This window comes from Mesorhizobium australicum WSM2073 (assembly GCF_000230995.2).
GTDB classification, from domain to species: domain Bacteria; phylum Pseudomonadota; class Alphaproteobacteria; order Rhizobiales; family Rhizobiaceae; genus Mesorhizobium; species Mesorhizobium australicum.
Window position 1 is genome coordinate 5,793,592 of record NC_019973.1, and the last position, 22,845, is coordinate 5,816,436.

The 22,845-nt window shown below is 58.2% G+C and carries 16 protein-coding genes and 1 pseudogene; 4 read left to right on the forward strand and 13 right to left on the reverse strand.

Annotated features, from left to right (window positions below; translation table 11 throughout):
• Positions 1–38: 38 nt before the first annotated feature.
• From MESAU_RS27885 to MESAU_RS27895, 3 genes and pseudogenes are all read left to right on the forward strand, one after another.
• Positions 39–2,360 (forward strand): S9 family peptidase, encoded by a 2,322-nt coding sequence (locus tag MESAU_RS27885; RefSeq protein ID WP_013533398.1) that lies wholly within the window; start codon positions 39–41, stop codon positions 2,358–2,360.
• A gap of 1,850 nt (positions 2,361–4,210) precedes the next feature.
• Complete coding sequence (locus MESAU_RS27890; protein WP_013533399.1) at positions 4,211–6,340, forward strand: prolyl oligopeptidase family serine peptidase; 2,130 nt, start codon at positions 4,211–4,213, stop codon at positions 6,338–6,340.
• A gap of 707 nt (positions 6,341–7,047) precedes the next feature.
• Positions 7,048–7,673, forward strand: a pseudogene (locus MESAU_RS27895) (OmpW/AlkL family protein).
• Between the two features lie 330 nt (positions 7,674–8,003).
• On the opposite strand, the gene MESAU_RS27900 reads toward MESAU_RS27895, so the two are convergent.
• Positions 8,004–8,222 carry a helix-turn-helix transcriptional regulator gene (locus tag MESAU_RS27900; RefSeq protein WP_013533400.1) on the reverse strand — a complete coding sequence of 73 codons (219 nt, stop codon included), beginning with the start codon at positions 8,220–8,222 and terminating at the stop codon, positions 8,004–8,006.
• A 110-nt stretch (positions 8,223–8,332) separates the two neighbouring features.
• Here MESAU_RS27900 and MESAU_RS27905 point away from each other — a divergent pair, with 110 nt between their 5' ends.
• A complete protein-coding gene (locus tag MESAU_RS27905; protein WP_013533401.1) occupies positions 8,333–8,599 on the forward strand; it encodes a DNA -binding domain-containing protein in 267 nt (88 codons plus the stop codon).
• Between the two features lie 498 nt (positions 8,600–9,097).
• On the opposite strand, the gene MESAU_RS27910 is transcribed toward MESAU_RS27905, so the two are convergent.
• From MESAU_RS27910 to MESAU_RS27970, 12 genes are all read right to left on the reverse strand, one after another.
• Complete coding sequence (locus MESAU_RS27910) at positions 9,098–9,823, reverse strand: LuxR family transcriptional regulator (protein WP_420845285.1); 726 nt, start codon at positions 9,821–9,823, stop codon at positions 9,098–9,100.
• Positions 9,824–10,494: 671 nt separating this feature from the next.
• Positions 10,495–11,901, reverse strand: coding sequence for an aminotransferase (locus MESAU_RS27915; RefSeq protein ID WP_013533403.1), 1,407 nt, complete (start codon positions 11,899–11,901; stop codon positions 10,495–10,497).
• Between the two features lie 574 nt (positions 11,902–12,475).
• Positions 12,476–12,931 (reverse strand): ubiquitination-like system serine protease family protein, encoded by a 456-nt coding sequence (locus MESAU_RS32050; RefSeq protein ID WP_013897114.1) that lies wholly within the window; start codon positions 12,929–12,931, stop codon positions 12,476–12,478.
• A 5-nt stretch (positions 12,932–12,936) separates the two neighbouring features.
• Positions 12,937–14,391, reverse strand: a complete 1,455-nt coding sequence (locus MESAU_RS27925; protein WP_013533405.1) for a HesA/MoeB/ThiF family protein — start codon at positions 14,389–14,391, stop codon at positions 12,937–12,939.
• On the reverse strand, positions 14,388–14,813 hold the full coding sequence (locus MESAU_RS27930; RefSeq protein WP_338048492.1) for an E2/UBC family protein: 426 nt from the start codon (positions 14,811–14,813) through the stop codon (positions 14,388–14,390). Before MESAU_RS27930 ends, MESAU_RS27925 begins: the two co-directional genes overlap by 4 nt.
• Positions 14,810–15,055: a multiubiquitin domain-containing protein gene (locus MESAU_RS27935; RefSeq protein WP_041163544.1), complete on the reverse strand. Its 246-nt coding sequence runs from the start codon at positions 15,053–15,055 to the stop codon at positions 14,810–14,812. The genes MESAU_RS27930 and MESAU_RS27935 overlap by 4 nt, the downstream gene beginning before the upstream one ends.
• Before the next feature lie 197 nt (positions 15,056–15,252).
• On the reverse strand, positions 15,253–15,750 hold the full coding sequence (locus tag MESAU_RS27940; RefSeq protein ID WP_013533407.1) for an Lrp/AsnC family transcriptional regulator: 498 nt from the start codon (positions 15,748–15,750) through the stop codon (positions 15,253–15,255).
• 71 nt (positions 15,751–15,821) lie between these two features.
• Complete coding sequence (locus tag MESAU_RS27945; RefSeq protein ID WP_013533408.1) at positions 15,822–17,375, reverse strand: fumarate hydratase; 1,554 nt, start codon at positions 17,373–17,375, stop codon at positions 15,822–15,824.
• Positions 17,372–18,805 carry an NAD-dependent succinate-semialdehyde dehydrogenase gene (locus tag MESAU_RS27950; RefSeq protein ID WP_013533409.1) on the reverse strand — a complete coding sequence of 478 codons (1,434 nt, stop codon included), beginning with the start codon at positions 18,803–18,805 and terminating at the stop codon, positions 17,372–17,374. The genes MESAU_RS27945 and MESAU_RS27950 overlap by 4 nt, the downstream gene beginning before the upstream one ends.
• A gap of 192 nt (positions 18,806–18,997) precedes the next feature.
• Positions 18,998–19,924: a LysR family transcriptional regulator gene (locus MESAU_RS27955; protein WP_013533410.1), complete on the reverse strand. Its 927-nt coding sequence runs from the start codon at positions 19,922–19,924 to the stop codon at positions 18,998–19,000.
• A 734-nt stretch (positions 19,925–20,658) separates the two neighbouring features.
• Positions 20,659–21,558 carry an HpcH/HpaI aldolase/citrate lyase family protein gene (locus tag MESAU_RS27965; RefSeq protein ID WP_013533411.1) on the reverse strand — a complete coding sequence of 300 codons (900 nt, stop codon included), beginning with the start codon at positions 21,556–21,558 and terminating at the stop codon, positions 20,659–20,661.
• Positions 21,559–21,692: 134 nt separating this feature from the next.
• A complete protein-coding gene (locus MESAU_RS27970) occupies positions 21,693–22,844 on the reverse strand; it encodes a CaiB/BaiF CoA transferase family protein (RefSeq protein WP_172832172.1) in 1,152 nt (383 codons plus the stop codon).
• Position 22,845: the final 1 nt, after the last annotated feature.

Below are 22,845 nucleotides of genomic sequence, written 5' to 3' on the forward strand. Positions count from 1 at the left end.
CCAAAATACGAATTCCGAAAACCGAAGAGTAAATGGAAATGCACAGAACCCGCGCTTTGACGGTCGCGCCATCAATTCAGGGTGCGTCGGAATGGGCAACCGCTGAGGCGCTGGCTGTAGGTTCAAATGGTGGACATCCGCAGCTAGCGCCGGCCGATTTCGAGCGCGCACTTACCATCAACGATTCATATGGCGGGCTCACCGTCAATGTCCCGGAGGTGCCTTTCTGGCCGAATGGAGCCGACGCGTTCGTCTACCGCCGGACTAGCCATGGCGAGCGCCAGTTCATGCTGGTCGATGTTGCCACGGGCATGCAGCGGCCAGCCTTCGATCAGTCTCGTCTGGCGGCGGCATTAAACAGGGCGAGCCATAACCTGTACCACGCCGACCATCTTCCGTTCGACCATTTCGAACTGAGCGACGATGGTCGCAGGCTCGGCTTCCAGATTGAAGACATCCGGTGGAGCTGCGATCTTGCAAGCTATGAGTGTACCAACACCACATTCGATTCGGACAACCGGGAGCTTTGGCCGCTCGGCCACAACTACGTGCCGGTGCAGAACAACCCCGACAGTAGCAGGTTGTCGCCCGACGGAAAATGGATCGTCTACATCAAACACTGTAATGTTTTCCTGCGCAGCGAGGACGGATTGCGGGATGTCCCTCTGAGCCGAGACGGAGCCGAAGACAATTGCTACGTCGTTTCGACGCTAAGCTGGTCGCCGGACTCGCGCCACCTCGCTGCTTACCGTGTTCGCCCCGGCTACAAGCGGGAGGTCCCCTACCTCAATTCCTCGACGGACCAGTTGGGGCGCGAATATTCAACAAGGCCCTATCGCAAGCCGGGCGATGTCCTTCCGCTGCCGCAGCCGGTCTTGTTTGACATTGCCGACGGGCGCCAGATCGTGATTGACAATGCCCTATTCTCGAACGTCTTCGAACTTTCCCCTCCCCAGTGGTGGGCGGACGGTCGCGGCTTCACTTTCGAATATAACCAGCGCGGGCATCAGCTCTATCGCCTGGTCGAGGTAGACGCCGCCACGGGCCGCGCTCGCTCCCTGATCGAGGAGACCAGTGAGACATTCGTTGATTATCCGCCGCTGGGAGCGAGCCAGGAGGGTACCGGAAAAATCTTCCGTTACGATGTCGATGACGGGAAGGAGATCATCTGGGCATCCGAGCGCGACGGGTACGAGCATCTGTATCTTTTCAACGGCCGGACAGGCGCGCTCGAAAACCAGATCACCCGAGGTGAGTGGGTCGTCCGGAGGGTCGATTATATTGATCCGATCAAGCGACAGATCTGGTTCGAAGCGAGCGGGATGAACTCGGAGGAGGACCCCTATTTCGTTCATGCTTACAGCATCGGCTTCGATGGCAAGGGGCTGACTGCACTGACGCCCGATCCAGCCAACCACCATATCGAGTTCTCGCCCGACGGGCGCTATTATGTCGATCTCTGGTCACGCATCGATCTGCCTCCGCGCATGGCACTTTACCGCGCCAGCGACAATGCCAAGCTCAAGGAGATCGAGACCGCCGACGTTTCCGAGCTCGTCGCCGCCGGTTGGCAGCCGCCGCTCAGTTTCCATTCCAAGGGGCGCGACGGCAAGACCGATGTCTGGGGCGTGATCCACCTGCCAGCCGACTTCGACCCGAGCAAGAAGTACCCGGTGGTGGAGAATATCTATGCCGGGCCCCACGGCTCCTTCGTCCCGAAATCCTTCTCGGGGTGGACGGAGCCGCTCACGCAGCTTGGCTTCGTCGTTGCTCAGATCGATGGCATGGGTACCAACAACCGCTCGCGCGCCTTCCATGATGTTGCCTGGAAAAATCTGAAGGACGCAGGATTTCCCGATCGCATTCTGTGGCACAAGGCCGCGGCCGCACGATATCCGTGGTATGACACATCCAACGTCGGAATTTTTGGCGCGTCCGCCGGTGGCCAGAGCGCGGTCAGCGCACTGCTCTTTCATGCCGATTTCTACAAGGTCGCAGTTGCTGAAAACGGCTGCTACGACAACCGGATAGACAAGATCTGCTGGAACGAACTGTGGATGGGATGGCCGGTCGGGATTGAATATTCCCAATCCTCCGCCGTTGACAATGCTTACAGGCTAGAGGGCAGGCTGATGATCGCGGTCGGCGAAATGGATGATAATGTCGATCCGTTTTCCTCGTTCCAGCTTGCCGATCGGCTCGTCAAGGCAGGAAAAGATTTCGAAATGGTCTATGTGCCTGGTGCCGATCACTATACGCTAGGCATCTACACCGAGCACAAACTCCTGGACTTCTTCGTTCGGAACATTCTAGGTCAGACCCCGCCCAACTGGAACGACTTGTTTGATCTAGAAGAATGACTCAGCTAGGGATGCCGCGCCATCCGACTAACGTCCCGCGACGTCATCTTTAATGCCCCTTTTGACTGTCCACGGGATCTTTGTGGCTGGCGCTGCACCGGTGACCGAGACCAAATGCCGAAGAAAGGCGGGTCCCTTCTCACGAGGCCCGCCCGGAGGCGCATGCATCGTAAGAGCCGTCCGAAGTTCCCACATCCGCCACAGCTGATTTTTTTATGCGATGCCCGCGCGGCGTTTTAATGAGCTCACAGGGGTCGACGCTGAATGCCTTCGCGAGCTGCAGTGCTTCAAAAGCCTCTCGGGCCAGATCGCTTCGGTACGGAGGTTGACAGGCTTGCAGCATATCGGCGCCAGAGACGCCGAGCTGGGAGCATGCTCCCCTTTGTGAAGAAGAACATGCCGGCCCTTGTCGGGCGGCAGCAGGACCGTCGCACCGCAGGCAATGCGAGAGCTCGAACGGCGCTGTCACCAAGGATCTTGACATCTGCAATGACCGGCAGCGCATGGAGGCACCAGAGCGGAGACCAGAATACGACCGAATTTCGCCCAAAGGACTCGGCGAAATAAGACAGGCCAGCGCGACAGGTCGCCGGCCGACGCGACTACGTTGAGAAAGGGTTGGTGAGACCAGGTGGGTGGCCTACTGGGTTGCAGCGGTCACATCACGGTGGACTGCTGGTCGCGTACTAAAAACTCCTAAGCCCATTCACGGCGTCAGACCAGCGGAGTAATCGTATGATCTTTCATCGCGCCACTCAGCCTCATCCGCGCCACTCAGCCTCGTCCGCGCCAGTCACGAGAAGTGCTGGCATGATTGTGCTCCCCTGCCCGCCCCCACGGATGTCGAAACATCATGCCAGCTGGCAAGGCACCGGCGCTGAGCGCACCAGACCTCGATAGAGGCATTTCGTCGAGCCGTGTGCCATCGGCACTGTCGAGAGTAGAAGGCGCGCGCAATACGCGTCCAGGCCGTCGCATCCGCATTGCGACAGCCACCTCGGCCTGTGCAGGCCAACGCAATTGATTTCAAGTCCGTGATCGGCTCGTGAGACCCGTGCCAGATTTTCCTTGAGGGGCAGTGGGCGCCGCGGTGGATTGCACGCTGGTTGTGGGCAAGTTGTCGTAGCGCGGCGCTATAAGGTCAGTGATCGGGAGGTCTCCTGGGGGAATTTTCTCCCATTGGGCTCTACCGCCCCTCCTGACCCGCGTATCGCATATCGGACGGCGGCCCCGACATCACCCCAAGTTGCCATGGGGACCAGTCCACTGCGTTCGCCCGAACAGCTTGCTGGCTTGATCGACAGACTTCAAGAATCCAATGAAGGGGACCGTGCAGGCCAAGGTTGCGGCAGGCCTTGGGGCAACCCTCAGATTGCCCAAGCGGCGCCCCAGTTCCTTGCCTGGCTCCGGTTTTTGCCGCCGGCTAGACCCACAGGTGCAGCCGGTCTTAGTCGCTCACTCGTCCATCACATCATGGTGGCTGCCATTGACTCGCATGCGTGAAGCGTTCCGGAGCGAAGATGTCGGCGGCCAACCAAGTTCATCGCGAGCTGCACGGTGTCAGCTATAGGGCTTGAGGTTGTTCCGGTGATCACAGGGTGCACTCGTTGTCGCTTTCGCGACGATGTTTGACATCTGACACAGCTCTGTCAGAGCGATCTCATTGTTCCGTAAGGGCTTCCGAGTTGGCACGAGAGCTGCGGTCCTATGTGCAAGAGCACTGCGACGCCACCGGTTGGGAAGAACTCATCCATGATCACGGTTTTTGAACATGCGGACGCCGCCGCAAACATTGAGCCTTCTCGAGCGGACGAGAGCCCTTCCGCTTTCATTCCTCAGGTCTTTCGGCCATGAGCGAATTCGATTTTCGCCCAACGCTGAATGCGCCCGACGATGACCCCCATCTTTGGCTTGAAGATGTAGAAGGCGAACGGGCACTTGCGTGGACCGCCAGCCAGTCGGCAAAGACCCTGAAGCACTTCGCGGGAACGCAGTTCGAGCGCGACCGGGCGGTGCTTAGAGTGATGTTCGACCGTTTCGACAGGATTCCGCTTGTCACGCGCCGCGGTCAGTACCTCTATAATTTCTGGCAAGATGCCGGAAACCCGCGCGGACAATGGCGCCGAACCACCCTTGCCGCCTACATGAAGGCGGATCCCCAGTGGGAGCTACTGGTCGATCTGGACGCCCTGGCCGCTAGCGACGGAGAAGACTGGATCTGGGGCGGCGCGTCGATCGAGCCTGAGACGCGCGAAAGAGCCGTCTTGCGCCTGTCGCGCGGGGGCAGCGACGCGGTCGTGCATCGCGAATTCGACCTTAGCTCTTTGAGCATTGTCGCGGACGGGTTTAATCTCCCAGAGGCCAAGGGCGGGATAAATTGGCTCGACCCTGACACGCTTCTGCTTTTCAGTGCGCTTGGCCATGGCATGGCCACCCGCTCCGGATTCGCGCGGACCTTGCGGTTGTGGAAGCGTGGCGCCGATCCCCTCACCGCGCCGGTAATCTTCAGGACGGGTTCCGAATCCCTAAGCGTGTCTGGTCATATGGATCACACGGTCGAGAACGAGCGCCTTTGGTTCATCGAGAATACTGGCTTCTTCAAGCAGATAGTCCAAATCGGCGACAGGAGCGGGCCGAAGCTTGAGATCAACCTTCCTCGGGATGCCTGGTGGGCCAGCTTCGGTGATTGGCTGGCGGTAAAGCCGCGCAAGCCCTGGACAGTGAGAGGGACTACCCATCCCGCGGACGCGCTGATCGGCATCTCGCTTTCCTCTTTCATCGGTGGCGAACGCCGTTTCAGCACCCTGTTTGAACCGGGCGAGAGGCGCTGTCTGCAGTCATTCTTCTGGAATGACGGGAAGCTCATTATCGCCTACCTCGAGAACCTCGCTCCGCGTTTCGAGGTGTTGACCCCGGGTCACCAGGAATGGACGCGCCGTGCCCTGGACGCGGTGCCGGCGCAAGGGACCGTCCACCTCTGGTCCCTCGATGCGGCAGATCACGAGACCAATGGAGAGGTCTTCGTTTCGGCCCAGGACCCGATCACACCGTCGAAACTGCTCCTACTTGATCTCAATGATGCGCCGCCTCTTGGCGCTCCAGTGGTCCTGAAGCGCAGCCCGGAGAATTTCGACGCATCCGGACTGGTGGTCACGCGCCACGAGGCAGTCTCAATCGATGATGAATTGATCCCCTATACGCAGGTCGGTCCGGCGAACGGGAACGGAGATGCCCCGGTTCACCTTTCCGCATATGGCGGGTTCGGCATATCGCTCCTGCCCCACTACAACTCGTCGCTCGGCAAGCTGTGGCTCGAACGCGGCGGCACGTGTGTGGTGGCAAATATCCGCGGGGGCGGCGAGTTCGGCACCCGCTGGCATGATGCCGGGCGGAGGGAGGGCAAGCGTCTCGCCCATGACGATTTCGCCGCCGTAGCAGCCGACCTCGTGCGAAGGGGCATCACACTGCCGAGGCGGATTGCCGCCGAAGGCGGCTCGAACGGCGGCCTGCTGATTGCCAACATGCTTACCCGCTATCCTGAGCATTTCGGCGCGCTGTTCTGCACGGTTCCGCTTATCGACATGCGCCGCTACACCAAGCTCTTGGCCGGCGCGAGCTGGATCGACGAATATGGCGATCCGGAGAAGGCTGAGGATTGGGCTTTCCTGAAGGAACTCTCCGCCTATCACGCCGCCACGCCGGGACAGCCCTATCCGCCGATGCTGCTCGCCACCACGAAGCGGGACGACCGCGTTCACCCGGGCCACGCGCGCAAGATGACCGCAAAGCTGCAGGCCCTCGGCTATCCGGCTTATTTCTACGAGCCCGTCGCAGGCGGGCACGGCCACGGTAAGGACAATCGGGAGCGCGCTGCATTCATCAGTCTTGGCATCAATTTCCTTCGTAGCGCGATCGGCTGGCACGCCGATAGCTTTCACAAAGGATCGGGAACCCGAGGAGGGCGAACTTCGGATGACTGAGTACAGGTCGATGACTGCGAGAACGGTGGAAATAATGCGAGGACGGTTTGTGCAAAGCGCGCTCGCACGCTCTCGATCTCAATCAATGCAGTCTACCATTTTCTGAAGAGCAAGGAGCAATCCATGGGATCAAGTAAGTGAAACTGGCGCAGGGAGTAGTAACGGCCGTTGTCCTGATGCTGCTGGCACAGCAGGTTGTCGCGACGAGTCATCCACAAGTCCCTGCGCCTCCCCGCCTCCCCCGTCCCGTTGCGCTTACCCGTGCCCGTCTACGACACCAATCTAGGAGTCAAGCTCTTGGCATATCCGCCTGCGCGCCTCGGGGGACCACATTCGGCTAGGTTAATACGGTGCCTATCCGGTTGCTTCTGCGGGACCAGCCCGGGCGGGCACAGCTACGGCAAGGACAATCCGACCCGGGCGCGTTCATTGGCTTAGGCGACAATTTGCTTGGCGGCGCGATCGGCTGGCACGCCGGTAACGTTTATGGACGACCGGGAGCACGACGAAAGCAAGACGAACGAAGGAGCACAGGTCAGGACTGCGACAAAAGCAATAACGCGATCACAGTTGGTCAGAATGCGCGCACAGCTCCATCTATCTTGAAATAGACTAGTTGCATAATATTCGTTAGTTCTGAAGAGCAAGAGATATCAGTCAACAAAGCGAATGAACCTGCGCGGGCAGCAACAGCGGCTGTCGTCCTGATGCTGATCGGACAGCAGGCGGTCGCGTCAGACCTTCCAGAACCGTGCGGCCCCGACGAGGGTCCTTCGGTCGCGGAATGGCCAAGCCCCTGGCAGATCCGCCTGCGCGCCTTGAGGGTCATCACTGGGGGATTCGGGCTACGTCAATGGGTGTCTGGCTCCGGTCTTTCCTATTCGAACACGGTGACGCCTGCACTCGATATTCTCGGACAACGTCGCCGCCGAACTCATACTCGGCACCACCTATGCCAACATCAATGGCCAACGCTCGATGGGGGCTAGGCAAGGTCGGTAAGGTTTGGCTGCTGCCGCCCGCGCTCACATTCCAGTATAATTTTGCCGATTTCGGCGCCTTCAAACCCTATGTCGGCGCCGGCGTGAACTATACGATCCTTTATCATCAGGAAGCCGGCAGCGCCGATGATCTCAAGGTCAAGAACACCTTCGGCACCGCGCTGCAGGTCGGGTTCGACTACAAGCTCGACCAGCACTGGGGCGTCAGCTTCGACGTGAAGAAGCTTTTCCTGGAGCCGGACTTCGAAGTCACCGTGGCCGGTAACAAGCTGACGGGGAAAGCGGAGCTCGATTCCTGGCTGATCGGCGCAGGTGTCACGTACCGATTCTGATAGCGCGGCCTCGTGAGCGCGCTTTTAGCCAACGGCCCCCTCAGGCGCCCGTTAGCGTTCCCCCTTCCTCGGGTTAGTTTCGGTTTCCCGTGACGACTTCTGCAGAACGCCCAGCACAAGGACGCCTGTCGAGGTACGCGATCAGCATGCGTCGCGCCCACCTTTGATCAGCACGTCGTAACCTCGACTGTAACGTCGTAGCGCTGGTTCTCTCAGTCACCTTGCCCGCGAGCCCCGGAACACTCATCGGCAAAGGGTGGCGGCGATAGCTGGTCGCCCCGAGGAAGATCCGTCAGGCGCTGGCGCCTAGTGCTTACATGAACGGCCACCTCAGGCCTGTTTGTCGGGCCGTACCAGATCCATGTGGCTGACGCCGAGCGCCAACGCCAGTTCATAGATCGTGATGATCGTCGGATTTCTTCGGCCCTTCTCCAAACCGCTGATGTACTGCTGGCTGAAGCCGGAAATGTCGGCAAGCTGCTCCTGGGTCAGACGCTTCCTTTGCCTGATCCGCTGCACATTCCGTCCGATCAACTTGCGCATATCCATGCACGCAAGCCACCGGATCAGGCGACTTGAGTTTATCAACTATAATATGTAATTCACATTTTGCCGGGAGAGAAGTTCGCCGAGGCGATCATCTGGAGCTAGGATCAGCAATGTTACAGCCTAAATCGGACATGGCGATTGCCGACGAAGTGCCCTGGTCAGACGGCATCACAGCCTACGACAAGGAGCACTTTACAACCTACATGAGGCTCCTCGATGCATCCGGCGACGATGCTAGCGAAGAGGAAATGGCACATCTGATCCTCGGCATTGATCCGAGACGAGAACCGGAGCGTGCGAGGAAGGCTGTTCGCAGTCATCTCGACCGTGCAAACTGGGTGATGACAAGCGGGTACAAGGAATTGTTCGACAGCTGAGAAATTGCGCAGTGCTCGCCCAGTGGCCGCCACTGCTTCGGCTACAGCCCCCTCCTCGGCGCCTGATCAGGCATCCAGGAACGGCCAACGGCAGCCTCAATTCGGTTCATGGGCATCGTTTTGGCCGGTTGGGGGTCTGATGCGACAAAAGGATCGCGTCCGTTTGGATGGGCAGTAGCCACAGCAGCACGTCATCGAGTGCCGCTCCTCCCACGAGTAAGTGTAGGTTTTCGGTGAAGCTGGATATTCAAATACCCGGTGCCCGCCACGGTTGACGCTTTGCGTCAGCAGTATGGGGCGAGCTATCCTCATAACCATGCAACGCGGACTAGCGTCGGAACGAGACGCCGACTGAGTCCTTTGAGTGCAAAGTGTGACGGGAATATACGACTGCATCGCGCCTGACTACGCCGGGCGGAACAAAGGGTCTCAGCATCCCTTCGCCGCTGTTAAAATGCTGCGACCGATGGCCCGAGCACAGCGGACCAAAAGAGCTACTCAGAGGATCGAGCTCCCTTGGGACCCCAAAAGGGCTATGGCCTGATTTTGCGTGCGCACGCCCAGCTTCTTCTTGGCATTCTCCAAATGGAATGCGATGGTGCGCGGCTTAATGCCCAAGATGCGGCCGGTTACCCAGGCCGAATTGCCGCGCGCTGCCGACCGCAGGCACATATATTCGCGCGATGTCAGCAAGATCCCATCCACGGTTCGATCGCCCGGCAGTTTGCGGCGAACGCAGCGATGAAAGCAGGTGGCCATCAGCTGAAGAGCTTGTTCGTACCGCTCGATGACCCGAAGAAATACTGGACGAGGCTCATCGGCGGCGAACGTAACCGCGGCAGTGCGGCCTCGTAGATCGACGATTGGGATCGTCAATCCGCAGCGGATGCTGAATCGGGCCGCCTCATCAAATAGCTGCTGTTGAGCCGGCGACATCTTACCGCCCCACAAATCCGACCCCCATTGAAACGGGCGGCCGCCATTTCGAGCACGCAAGATGACAGGATCGAGCTTCTCATACTGATTTTCCAGATACTGCATGGCCCAGCGAGGTGGGTAATTCGAAATTAGCTTTGGCTTGCCGGAAGGCAGTGATGGCAAAGACAGGTACGCAAAAGAGAGTAGGTCAAATCTTGCGGCCGCCTCAGCCAAGGCTTCCCGGAAATCTGCTTCATCGACACTCTGTGACAGTCTTTCAAGGAATGTCTCGAAAACAAGTGGCATGTCCCTCGTCATAGTCGCGCTCGCTTCTTCCTCTTTCTGCACGCCTCCCGGCCGCGGCGTGCATGGCCGGACAACTGTCATTGACTTCGCAGGCGTCGCGGAGGCTGATCAGCAGATGTGGCCACACTGGGTTTGAGATGTGAGAATTCACCGCCGCGATTGTTCTGCTGCGATCGATGATTGAGGACGATATCTTCGGCGTGGCCGCTCCGTTGAACGGTAGGGATGGCGCGCTGCAATGGTGTAAAGTCGCGTCTAAGTTCGATCTGCATCCCAACACGCAAATCATCTTTGAACGCCTGATTTCCGGCCGCCCATAATGATCGTGATGGGGTGAATCAAAAAGGGCGCCCTGCCGGCGGGGAGGTACACCGGCAGGGCGCGCCGCACAAAGGCCCTGGTTGTTGGGGGACAGGACAGTGGCGGCAGAACTGGTTCGGTTACAACTTGCGAGTAAAGTGGTCCGGAGCATGCTCAGGATCAGATGTCTGGAATTCAACTATTTGGGTTTGCTCGGCGCAACAGAATGCAGTCAAGCCCAGCATCACCCAAGGACAGCCCCTGACGCAGCCAGATCTTTACTACTGGTCCGTGCAGAGTTTTCACGGGATGATATGACAGCATTCTGGCACATGGTCATGCCAGTGCTCAATCCCGTCGCCTTTGGAAGATCATACGGCACCCTCAGCCTTCAGCGCGCGATATGTGGCATCGACTGATTTCGCGGTCGCACCGACGATGATGTCGATCTCTTTTCGGGTAATGATCAGAGGTGGCGCATAGCCGAGGATGTCGCCATGCGGCATGGCCCGTCCGATCACACCATTTTCAAACAGAGCAGCTGCAGTGCGCACCCCGACCTGAAGGTCAGGATCGAATGGTATCCTTTGTTTCGGGTCCCGCATCATCTCTACCGCGGATAGGATACCCACTCCGCGAACTTCGCCGACGATGGGATGTCCCGCCAGTTCGGCTTTCATGCGGGCCTGCCAGTACGGTCCGACATCCTTCACATGTTCCAGGATGTTTCTTTCTTTTAGCAGTCGAATATTGGCAAGCGCGGCCGCAGCACAAAGCGTGTGACCGGAATATGTCCATCCATGGCCAAGTGCGCCGTGCTTCTCGGTTCCTTGTTCCAAAACCGACCAGACTCGCTCGCCAATGATTGACCCGGATATAGGGAGGTAGGCGGAACTCAAACCCTTGGCGATCGTCACGAAATCCGGGCGCATGTCGTACAGGTGGGAACCGAACTTCTCGCCGGTTCGCGCGAAGCCGCAGACCACTTCATCGGCAATGAGGAGGATATCGTACTTGTCGAGCACCGCTTGAATGGCCGTCCAGTACCCTGTGGGGGGCGGCACAATACCTCCTGTTCCAAGTACCGGCTCTCCGATAAAAGCCGCAACAGTCTCGGGGCCTTCGGTCAGGATCAACGCCTCAAGCTCATCGGCACAGCGCTGGGAGAACGCTTCCTCGATCTCCCCGGTACGCGCTTGGCGATAGTAGTGCGGCGTCGTTGTATGGCGCACCAAATCCAGGGGCAAGTCGAAGAAATTATGGAAGAAGGGAAGCCCCGTCAGGCTACCGGTGACCAATCCAGATCCGTGATAGCCACGATTTCGTGAAATGATCTTTTTCTTTTCGGGCCGACAGAGGATGTTATTATAGTACCAGACCAGCTTGATGTTGGTTTCGTTGGCATCGGAACCGGATAGGCCAAAATAGACCCGTCGCATGTTCCGTCCGAAATACTCAACTATCGCCTCTGCCAAAAGGGCGACCGGCTCCGTCCCCTGGCTGGCATAGACGTGTGCGAACGGCAGCTCATGCGCTTGCCGGGCGATAGCCTCGGCAATTTCCGTGCATCCATATCCCATGTTGACGCAGTAGAGCCCTCCGAAACCGTCGAGGCTCTTCCTGCCTTCGGTATCCCAGATGTAGACGCCTTCTGCACCGGCCATAATCCGATTTGGGGTCTCGCCTCGGCTGTGCTTGGCCAGATGGGTAGACGGATGAAAGACGAAGCTTCGATCCTTCTCCCGGAGTTGCTCGGTTCCCAGATTGCTCAAGCGCATGTTCCTCTCCTCGCAACACACTGGCGGAGGCACTCGGCCGGCCAGCTCATTGGCAAGCAGTATACCGGAAAGACGGCTCGAATTTCGCGGGAATGGATGTTTTTTGCAGACGAATTCGCGGAATCGGGATCAGATGCCGTGGAAATCAGCTGAGCTGTGTACCTTTGCCTGGACTGGGCCCGTTTGGACCGGACAGTCGGCTAATGTGGGAGGCTTGGGGGTATCGTCAAGCACAGGCGGCTGACGACTATCGACGGATTGAATTGCAGCGGCTGCGGTGGGATCGGTCGAATCTTTGGAGTTCAGAAGTGCGGGGGCTTGAAGAGCGCGTTCGCGACCTCGAGCGGCTTCTCGGCCGCAAGACCATGCAAGTGGAGATCCTCAAGGACGCGCTGGCCGGGTCGGACTCAAAATAAACCGACTTGCGGCGCTTGTTGCAGCCGAGTGACAGTTCCCGATGAAGGCCGTTGCCGAGACCCCGCGGTGGCGCGGCCCATCTCCATGACAAGGGTGCGTCGCCCGGTGAAGCCGCGCGGGCCTTATCGCAAACGCGTCCGCGGCTCCAGGACCTACTCTAGAGTTTTCTTGCATATATGTCTGGTCGGGCTCGCCAAGGCTCGACACCGGTGTCTTCACACCAATAGACCCTTCCGTCGCTGAGCCAGAAATGGCTCAGGCATCCTTTGGTTCTCCAAACGGAGGGATGCAACGTTGGCCGGCCCTCCAGGCTCACCTCAATGCGCCACCTGGGGTTATGCGGCGCGTGGGTTGGCAATGAAACCACATCCCCACACCCACAGGGACACCTAAAGAGTGCCCAGTATGGTCGGCCTTTATGCACGACGCTGATGAAATGTCCCGGCCGAACCGCGTCATTCGGGGGCGTTTTTTCAACCACATCATTGCGAGCGAAAGATACGTCCGCGAGCGATGCCTCAGAAGGAACTCCGTCCGCCGGTGTTTTTGGACCACGTGGACCGAGAATGATTTCCTCTACCCACCGTAGGAAACTTAACAACCAAGACCACATGCGAATCAACACAGCTTGCCGAGTGACGGCATTCCGAGCCGGTAGCCATTCTCGCGTGCGAGCAATAAACCGTCTGGACCGCAGCAAAAACAACCAGCGTTGTCTTTTGGCATATTGCTGTAAATTACCATGTGCACGAAATCGTACCATATATTGTCGCGGCGAATGTCGCTCGCAAGCCGCCTATAGGGGCGCACCAGATCAAACAAGGTCGCTACGGCCATGTCGGCGGTCGCACTGGTGAAGGGACCTACTCCGGGCGCCCGCTCCCCGCCCCCGATCAGATAATACTCTTCCCGGAGCGTCTCTGGATCCAGCTCCGCCAGCTCCGGACGCGCCTTCAGTGCACTCTCGTAATCGAGCTTTTCCTCGGTGACGACGCCTTGGCATCTTAAGCACCCACCAGATTCGGGAAGAACTGTGCTAACCCGCCCTCTATGATCACGTAGGTACGGCTGACGGTCCTGGTCAAGACCAATATTGCCCGTGAGCCCGCAGTCGATAAGTCCTTGGCAGTAATAGTAAACCGCCTGATTGAGAATTTCTCTCCCAGCGACATCATCAGTACAACCGAACACCAAGTCGGCGCTGGAAATGGCATCGACCGCTTCTGGAGACTCGTTCACATACCCCTCAATGGCAACGACAGTCACTCTCAGGCCCAGATCCCGGACATATCGGGCTAACGTAGCAGCTTTGCTCTCGCCTACATCGCAACGGCGATATCCGCGAACGCGGTTGAGATTGCTAGCTTCGAGCGAATCGCCGTCTACAACGATGAGTTCGCCTACACCCGCGCGAGCGATAAGTGTGGCGACTGAAGACCCTGTTCCCCCTCCTCCGACGATTGCTACGCGCAACGATCTGATCTTCTCGTTGAATGGTTCGCCAAATGCAGCTTCTTGTCGCCTTAGCACTTCCGATGGTGCAGCATCGACCCTGTTGCCCATGTGAACTGACAGCTGCGTCCCGAGCACACAGACATGCCGGACGTCAGCCACTCCGTGAGGGGCCGCACCCGTCCGAACTCTGGCACGCCAATGTCCGTCGGCCAAAATCATCGCGACAAGTGATACCTCAGGTCCATTGCAGCCAGCGTATCCCCTCAGAATGCTTTGTTCGTTCTCATCATCCTTCGTCGAGAAATCCAGAACGCCCCTTGGGTGACTGTGGGCAAACCCCAGCTCGAGCCGCTCCTGCTCGCAACGAAAGTAGATATCCTGGAACTTGCGGAGATTGATGCGCAAGTGCACCGGGGAGCTGTCCAGCACCCAGTCGCCATCCATCTCAATCGCGTCAACGGCCACAAAACGCGTTGACGGCGGCAGACCCAGTACGGTTCTCTCAATTTTGCGGAAGAGGACGAGCGCGCCCCGCTCGTCACCGTCGGGGTGCCCGGTCAACCAGCTCTTGAGCTTATCGTCGAGGGAACCGATAATCGAAATCCGATGTCCGTTCATGAACGCCTCGCGTCCGGGTACTTAAACGCCCATGAGATTCGGTCCATAATTGTCCGGACGTCGTCGACCTTTGGCTTCCAGGCATTTTTATGCCAGTGTCTGGACCATCGGCAAAACACTGTCGCCTTGTGCGTACGCGAATCCTCATTGGAACCAGGTCCGCCAGTATTTGGTATTGGCTTGCCGTCAGCCCGGTGAAGTCGTGGGTGAACCCAGAACATGTCCCCACCCGAGCTATTGTAATTCTGCGGAATCTCATACAACACATCGACAGCGTTTGCAGGTTTTGCATCTGCCAGGTAAATCCCTTTCGGCAGCGGAAAGCTTTTGAATATTAGGAAACGGGCGCCCTCCTCTTCTTCAAAATTGACGCCGGCTTTGTGGAGTGTCTCGTAATCAGAATCGAACAACAGGGGCATCATTCAATTCCGGCTTCGGAACTTGCATCCTGCGCGTAGAACTTTTCGATCCCCGGTGGCAGCAAGTCGATCGGGTCCTCGCGCCCAACCAACTGGCCAGGCTGGCCTGGCCTTTTCACATAAAGGTCCATGCTATCCGGTATGCCAGGGCCCACGCCTCGCACCTCGGCGCCGGTTATGAACCGGTTGTCCCAATCGTAATTTTCGTTTTCGATTTTGAACTTGAACTTCTCTTTGGCAGCCATGGATCCTTCTCTCGCAGTTGCTTGGTTTCAAGATATCTCTGGCGCGCACATCCCTCTTCTCCCGTTGATTACGGGCAGGGCTTGACCAGTTGCCTCTTATACGGGAAGCGTTCCTTCGGGTTTGACGGGAATGCGCGTGTTTCGCCACGGAATTCGCGGAATGGAGGTCCAAACCCGCAGGAATAACGCCTGGGCGTCTACCGTTGTCTTAGTGAGGACAAGGGAATCGGCGCATTTGATTTCACAGGTTTGGTCACCACAAGGCTGTAATATTGATCAATCCCCAGCCCTGCCTGCAGCAGCCCCTCCATGAAATCTTGATAGGTAGCCATGGAAAGTGTTGCGACGCGCATCAGATAATCGATCCTTCCGCCAATTGCCCAGCAATCCAAGATTTCGGGAAAATCTTGGATCGCGACCTCGAAGTGTCTTTGGTCCTCAAGGCGATGACGGTCCAGCACGACCTCCACCATTACAAAGATCATGCCGCCAATGAGGGCTGGACTGAGCCGTGCGTAGAATCCCTCAATAATTCCTCCAGCTTCGAGCGCACGGAGCCGATCCGAGCAAGCCGAAGCCGACAAATGGACGCGCTTCGCAAGCTCGCTTTTTGAAATTCGGCCGTCTGACTGAATCTCGGAGAGAATCCGTAAGTCCCAAGCGTCCAGGCCCGCAGGATTGGGTTTCGACTTCATGAGTTGTGCTCTTAGTTAAGCCGTTGTCGACAATAGAATTGACGTCAACCAACCGAGCTTGGTCAGAAGGCTCAAACGCCGATGTTGCGTGCGATGCTGTCCGCAGCCATGCGCTTTCGCCACTCAAGAGGGCCGGAATCATGAATGGAGTTTCCCTCGACATCGACAGCTGCGATGACAGGCATGTCCTTCACCTCGAATTCATAGACAGCTTCCATGCCAAGGTCTTCGAAGGCCACAAGCCGCGCTGACTTAATTGATTTTGAGATCAGGTAGCCAGCCCCTCCCACCGCGATGAGATACGGCGTTTTGTATCTTGCAATCGACTGTATTGCCGCCCGCCCTCTCTCCGCTTTGCCCACCATCGCGAAAAGCCCGGTTTCGGCTAGTACCTTTTCCGTAAAATCGTCCATTCGGCTGGAGGTCGTTGGCCCAGCCGGTCCGACGACTTCATCTCCCACCGCGCGGACGGGTCCAACGTAGTAGATAACGCGTCCCTGCAGATCGAAGGGAAGCGGCTTGCCGGCGTCGATCAACTCGACGATCCGCTTGTGGGCTGCGTCACGGCCCGTCAGCATCGTTCCGGATAAAAGGAGGGTTTCCCCGCAGCGCCACGATGCTGTCTCTTCCTTCGCCAGCGTATCAAGATTGATCCTGCGTACGCCGGCTGGCCTCAATTCGTCCGTTCCAATTTCGGGCCATTCGCTCAGATCGGGCGGCTGGAGGCTGATGGGTCCAGAGCCGTCCAAAGTAAACTTCACGTGCCGGTTGGCGGCACATTGCGGGATGAGGGCCACGGGCTTGGACGCCGCATGAGTAGGATAGGTAGCAACCTTGACGTCAACGACTGTCGTCAGGCCACCAAGGCCTTGGGCCCCAATACCAAGCGCGTTGATCCGCTCATAAAGCTCAATCCGCAGCCCCTCCTCTGGACTGGACGCTCCCCTGGCAATCAGTTCCACCATATCGATGGGCTCGTTCATGGCCTCTTTGGCCAGCAGCATCGCCTTTTCAGCGCTACCACCGATGCCAACGGAGATCAGGCCGGGCGGACACCATCCGCTTCCAAGGGTCGAAACGGTATCGACCACCCAGTCGGCAACCGAGGTGCTCGGGTTCAGGGTGGTAAAGCGTGCCTTGTTCTCCGACCCGCCGCCTTTTGCCGCAATGGTGATCTCAATCCTATTACCTTGCACAAGGTCAACGTGGACCACTGCCGGCGTGTTGTCACGGGTGTTCATCCGTCGGGCAAGCGGATCGGCAACAATTGATGCCCTAAGCGGGTTGTCCGGGTCGAGATATGCCTGACGGACGCCGTCATTCACGAGGTCTGCGAAACTGGCTGCTGAGTTGATGCGGACGTCCATACCGACCTTGGCGAAGACCACCACAAGACCGGTGTCCTGGCACATTGGCCGCCGTCCGAAGGCCGCCATACGGGAATTAGCGAGGATCTGTCCGATGGCATTCTTCGCCGCTGGACTCTGTTCACGCACGTAGGCCTGCGAAAGAGACCGGATGTAATCTGGAGGATGGTAATACGAGATGTACTGAAGGGCGTCGGCAACGCTCCTTGTGATATCCTTGCCGGCGATGGTCCGCGTTCTATTTCCCACCGATTTCATCCAAATGAGCTGAGACCATTGACCATTTTGAGGATTTGGAAGCTTCGCACCCCCTGTTCGCCGCCCTCGTATCCATAGCCGCTTTGCTTGACGCCTCCATAAGGCGCGTCCGCGGAAACCCCTTTCAGGTAATTCACACTGACAGCTCCCGCTGAAAGACTATTAATCAGCTTTCGTTGCGCATTGGCAGCGTCCGTGAAGAAGTAAGCGGCCAAGCCATAATCGGTGGCGTTGGCCTCCTCGATCGCCTCATCTAGCTCGTCAAAAGGCGCAATCGTAAGGATCGGTCCGAACGGCTCTTCATGCAGCACTCTGGCTTCTTTCGGTACGCCCGTCAGGATGGTTGGCGGCCAGTAGAAGCCCGGCCGGTCGAGCCGAGAGCCACCGGTCTCGATACGGGCGCCGCGTTCGACCGCATCCTTGGTCAGGCGCTGCATGGCCTCGATTCGCCGCGTGTTCGCCATAGGACCCATGTCAGTTGAGGGGTCGTCTGGTAGCCCGATTTTGATCTTTCGAGCCGCATCCGTCATTTGGGACAGGAATTCCTCATAGCGGGACCGGGCGACGAGAACCCTGCTGGGCGCGTTGCAGCTCTGGCCAGCGCACTCGAACTTGTATTCCGAAATTGCCGGGATGGCCTTTCCCAGGTCGGCATCCTCACACACAATAACCGGCGAGTGTCCACCGAGTTCAAGGATGCAACGCTGCAAGTTATTCGCGGCGAGCGTGGCCAGCTGTTTCCCCACCTCGGTCGAGCCCGTGAAAGTCAAGACCTTCACTATTGGCGAACTGAGGAGATGCCGCGATATATGCACTGGAACACCGAAGACGAGATTGACCACGCCATCCGGAATGCCTGCTTGACGCAACGATTCCACGATATGGACAGCTACGCTCGGTGTCTCTTCAGCCCCTTTGAGGATCACCGGACAGCCTGCCGCCAGCGCTGGGGCGAGCTTGCGGGCGATGAGAACGGCCGGATAATTCCATGGCGTAAACGCAGCAACAACACCGAGCGACTCCGGGACGACCATCCGGTTCGGGCCCACCGGAATCGGGGCCGACAGCTCTTCGGCATGTCTGCCGTTCCATTCCAGCGTTTCGACGGCGCGCAGGTACTCACCTGTCGCTTCGGCAATCGTCTTTCCCTGTTCGGCCGACAGGTCCCTGGCTGCGGCTCCAGCCTTCTCTGCTAGAATCCTGGCGGCGGCTACGAGGATCTCGCCACGATCCTTGGCTGGCCGCGACGACCACGCCTTGCGGCTCCGTTCTGCCGAAGCGAGAGCCTCATCCAAATCCGACACCGTCGCCGAAGCCACCGAAGCAAATACCTTCTCCGTCGCCGGATTAACTACCGGCAATGTGGCTCTGCTACCGCCGGCTCGCCATTTGCCATTGATAAAGAGCTGGTGGCTCCTGGCGTCGGACATCGCGCGCTCCACTTGTGTAATTCTTGCCATACGAGTGCCGTTTCAATATCGAAACCGCTGAACTCGCTCGAGCCAGTTTCATCGCGATGGTCGCGGTGGGTCAAATATCGATTAGTGCCGAAATCCATCTGGAATCCAGATCGATCTTTCGAATGGCAAATAGTCGTGCCGTATTTTATAGATCGACGGCTGTCAGGTCGCGTCAGGAATGGATGCTGCCCAGCCGCGGCTCTCTATTAACTCTCTGGCCACCTTGGGGATGATCTTGCGGACCGCGGAGACGGCCGCAGAACGCTCGTCCTTCGGATTTACAGCAAGCACAACCGAGCGGGTAATCACCGGATCAACGATCTTCACGGTCCGCACCAGCCCTTGAGCGGCTTCTTTCTGAACCGCAGACGGGGCGAGAATAGAATGGGCTTTGCCCTCTATGACCATGTTGATGATCGTTGAAAGCGAGTCCACTTCAAACTTGACGTCCAGCGCGCAACCATGTTGTGCGACGACATCAGCCACGGAACGCCTTACATTGTTGTTGCGCATGGGAACAGCCAGCGGGAATGCATGCAGGTCAGCTAGAGATATTGCATCTTCGAAGGGTGGCTCACCGGACGGGACCACCAGACAAAGGTTTTCGCGCGCTAGCACCGTCATTCGCCCTACACTGTCCGCGGTGCGGTAGAGGACCGCCAGATTGAAGCGTCCAGCAGCCATCCACTCCTCCAGCGGGCCAGTCATTCCCTCGACCATCTTAAGGGACACTTTGGGCAGTTCGTTTCTCACCGACTCAAGCAGCAGGCCGCTCAGGACGCGGGCTGCTCCAGATGGAATGCCAATAGTTACCTCCCCTGCAGGGGAAGAAGCTGTGTTGGTCAATTCCACCTCGGTAAGTCGAATTTCGTTGAGGATCGCCCGTGCCCGCTCGAGCAATTTGGCTCCTGACGCGGTGACGCTGACGCCGGTTCTGTCGCGTATCAGCAGCTGAGTGCCGAAGCCCTCCTCTAGTTGACGCACATGCAGGCTCAGCGCACTCTGGGCGACATTAAGGAAACCAGCGGCCTTCGTAAAACTGCCTGCTTCGACCACGCCGACGAAATATCTTAACTGCCTGATTTCCACGGGTACATCCGAGGGTGGACTCCAATGGATGTAATCTATCTCGAAATGCGATGGCGCGATAGCAATAATTGTGCCACGCTGCAGCGATCCAGTGGCGACGCAATTGGATCGCCGTGGTCTCTTGTCGTCCCGTCCGGTCTCTTCAGTTGTTAAGACGCCGTTTGGATATCGGAATTTTTGTTTGAGGTGAGGCGAATTGTGTTTCGAGTTCCGGACGTGGACAAAACCGGGTCGTGGGCGGATGACCCAGTTCGTCAGGAAGACAAAGCGCTACCTGGATTGGCGAAATCGCGCGGCGTTTCTGTTCCAGACCCCCAAAACCTGGCTCTGGTGCTGAAAAAAACGTTGCACGCAAGCGCGATATCGCGGTCGATACGGGATGAGCCGGCCAGACAGCGCCGGCGCTCAGGCGACCTGGATGACATCCGCCAGCGCTGGCCCTGGCCAAGCATCTGTTCGTAACGGCGCCTACCATCGCTAAAGCTCACGGACAAGCCGCCTATCTCGACTTCGTCGTGCAGGCAATCCGCCGATCCAACGACAGAAGGGCTTCGAAAGCCTCCCCCGCCGCTGGGCCGTCCAGCGAACTTTCGGCTGGATGACCCGATGGCGGCGCCTCGTGCGCGACTACGTGCAGCGCGTCGACGTCTCTCACGACATGATCCTCGTCGCCATGGGCAATCTGCTTCGCTGAAATGCCCATCCGTGAATTTCAAAAACGGACAGACGCCCAGCTAGGCTTTCGGGCCCATGGCGATTATCTCACGGGCCCTTCGAATCACCGGTGCATCAACCATCTTTCCGTCTAAGGCGAAAGCACCTCTGCCCTGCGCCGAGGTATCGTTTTGCGCCGCGACGACACGACGGGCCCACTCGAGTTCCTGCTCGCTTGGCGAGAAAGCCTCATTGAATATGGCCACCTGGGTCGGGTGGATCGCCAAAGCTCCGACAAAGCCAAGCCGCCGCGCGTGAGCCGCGGCCTCACGAATCTTATGCGTGTCTGAGAACTCGCCGATGCTTCCTACGAAGCCAAGCGGTAGCAAGCCTGCGGCACGAGCAGCAAACAAAACGGAAAGGTTCGGCGTCAAGAGAAGGTCGAGTTCCGGGGCACCACCAACTGAGGCACTGAAGTCTTCAGGGCCCAGCGCCATTGCAATCATCCTGGGATCGGCCGACGCAATGGCCGCGAGATTTTGCAATGCAGCTGGGGTCTCGATCTGTGCAAGGAACCGGATTTGACCCGGCACAAGATTTCTTTCTCGTTCAAGTTCCAGTACCGCATTCGCGATCTCCGATACCCATTCTGACGAATCCGTTTTCGGAAGAACAAGTGCATCAACACCCGCCATCACTGCTGCATCAAGATCTGCCGCCAAGGGGCGCAAACCACGATTCACACGGATCAAGACAGATGCGCCCTTTCGGCCCACCTTTGCCACGGATGCAGAAAGCCGCTTTCGCGACTCCTCTTTCTGATCCTGGGGAACCGAGTCCTCAAGGTCCAGTATGACGCCATCTGCCCCGCGCTCATGAGCAGTCTCCACAAAGCGCGGAACATGAGAGGGAACGAAAAGCAGCGATCTCCAGCGGGGAATGGACATCGGTCTTTCAATGGCCGGAACGGTGCGCTTCATGAAGATCTGCTGCCGGTTTTAGTGCGGGCTGTGTCAGTGAGCTGGCTGGGCGGCCGTGGGACTGGAAGGGGTCAGAGAGGTTGGTATGCACTCTGTGGGTCGCGACCGCGCCCCCTTGCCCACAAGAGGCGTGCTCATGCTGAGGCGGCTCTTGCGCGCAAACCTGCTTGAACCTCCTCGCGGACAGCCTCGGTATGAGCGCCAAGAGCCGGAACGGGGCGCAGCAACGGGCGCTCAGAGTTGAAGATCGCCGCCGGCGCTATCGTCTCGATGGTTCCTTCGGGTGTTCCGACCTGCACCTTGCGAATGTGTGGGTGCGTTGAAACATCCGCGACTTCGTTCAGTCGGCCATATGCCAACCCGGCCGCCTCGAGCTCCCGCATCGCTTCATGGCAGGATAGTTCGGAAAACCGCCGTTCAATGATCTTATCAAGTTGCGCACGGTGACCGAGGCGCTCCATATTATCGGCGAAACCAGGTGTGCGTATAAGCGCCGGCTGCTTAAGAAATTTCTCGCAGAAATTTACCCATTCCCGGTCATTCTGAACCGAAAAGATGACCTCTTTGCCGTCGGCACAACGGTAAGCGCCATACGGCGCCAGCGACGGGTGTTTCACGCCGGCGCGTACCGTATGGTAGCCGCTATAGTCGTTTTGCAGAACCGGCACGTTCATCCAGTCGGCGATTGCATCGAACAGTGACACCTGGATGCTGGTGCCTTCACCGGTGACCTCGCGATGATAGAGGGCCTGAAGAATGGCGCTATGTGCTGTCATGCCTGCCGAGATGTCGCAAACCGACACACCCACACGGGCGGGCCCCTGTTGCGTCCCGGTGATCGCACACAGACCAGTTTCGGCCTGGACGATGAGATCATAAGCCTTCAAGTGGGAATACGGCCCCTGCTCTCCGAAACCAGAGATATCGCAGGTGATCAGCCGTGGAAAACGCCGACGTAGATCCGCAGACCCGAAACCCAATTTTTCAATACTGCCCGGCTTCAGATTTTGGATCAATACGTCGGCACCGGCAATGAGCGTGTCCAGGACGGCGCGGTCCGCCTCAGATCTCAAGTCCAGACAGACCGACTCCTTACCCCGGTTGAGCCAGACGAAGTAGGCGCTCTGACCCCGCACCAACTTGTCGTAGTTTCTGGCAAAATCCCCTTCGGGCCTCTCGATCTTGATCACCCGGGCGCCGGCGTCAGCAAGGCGAGACGAAGCGTAAGGCGCAGCAACCGCCTGCTCCACGGCAACGACTGTGATCCCCTCAAGAGACTTCTGCATG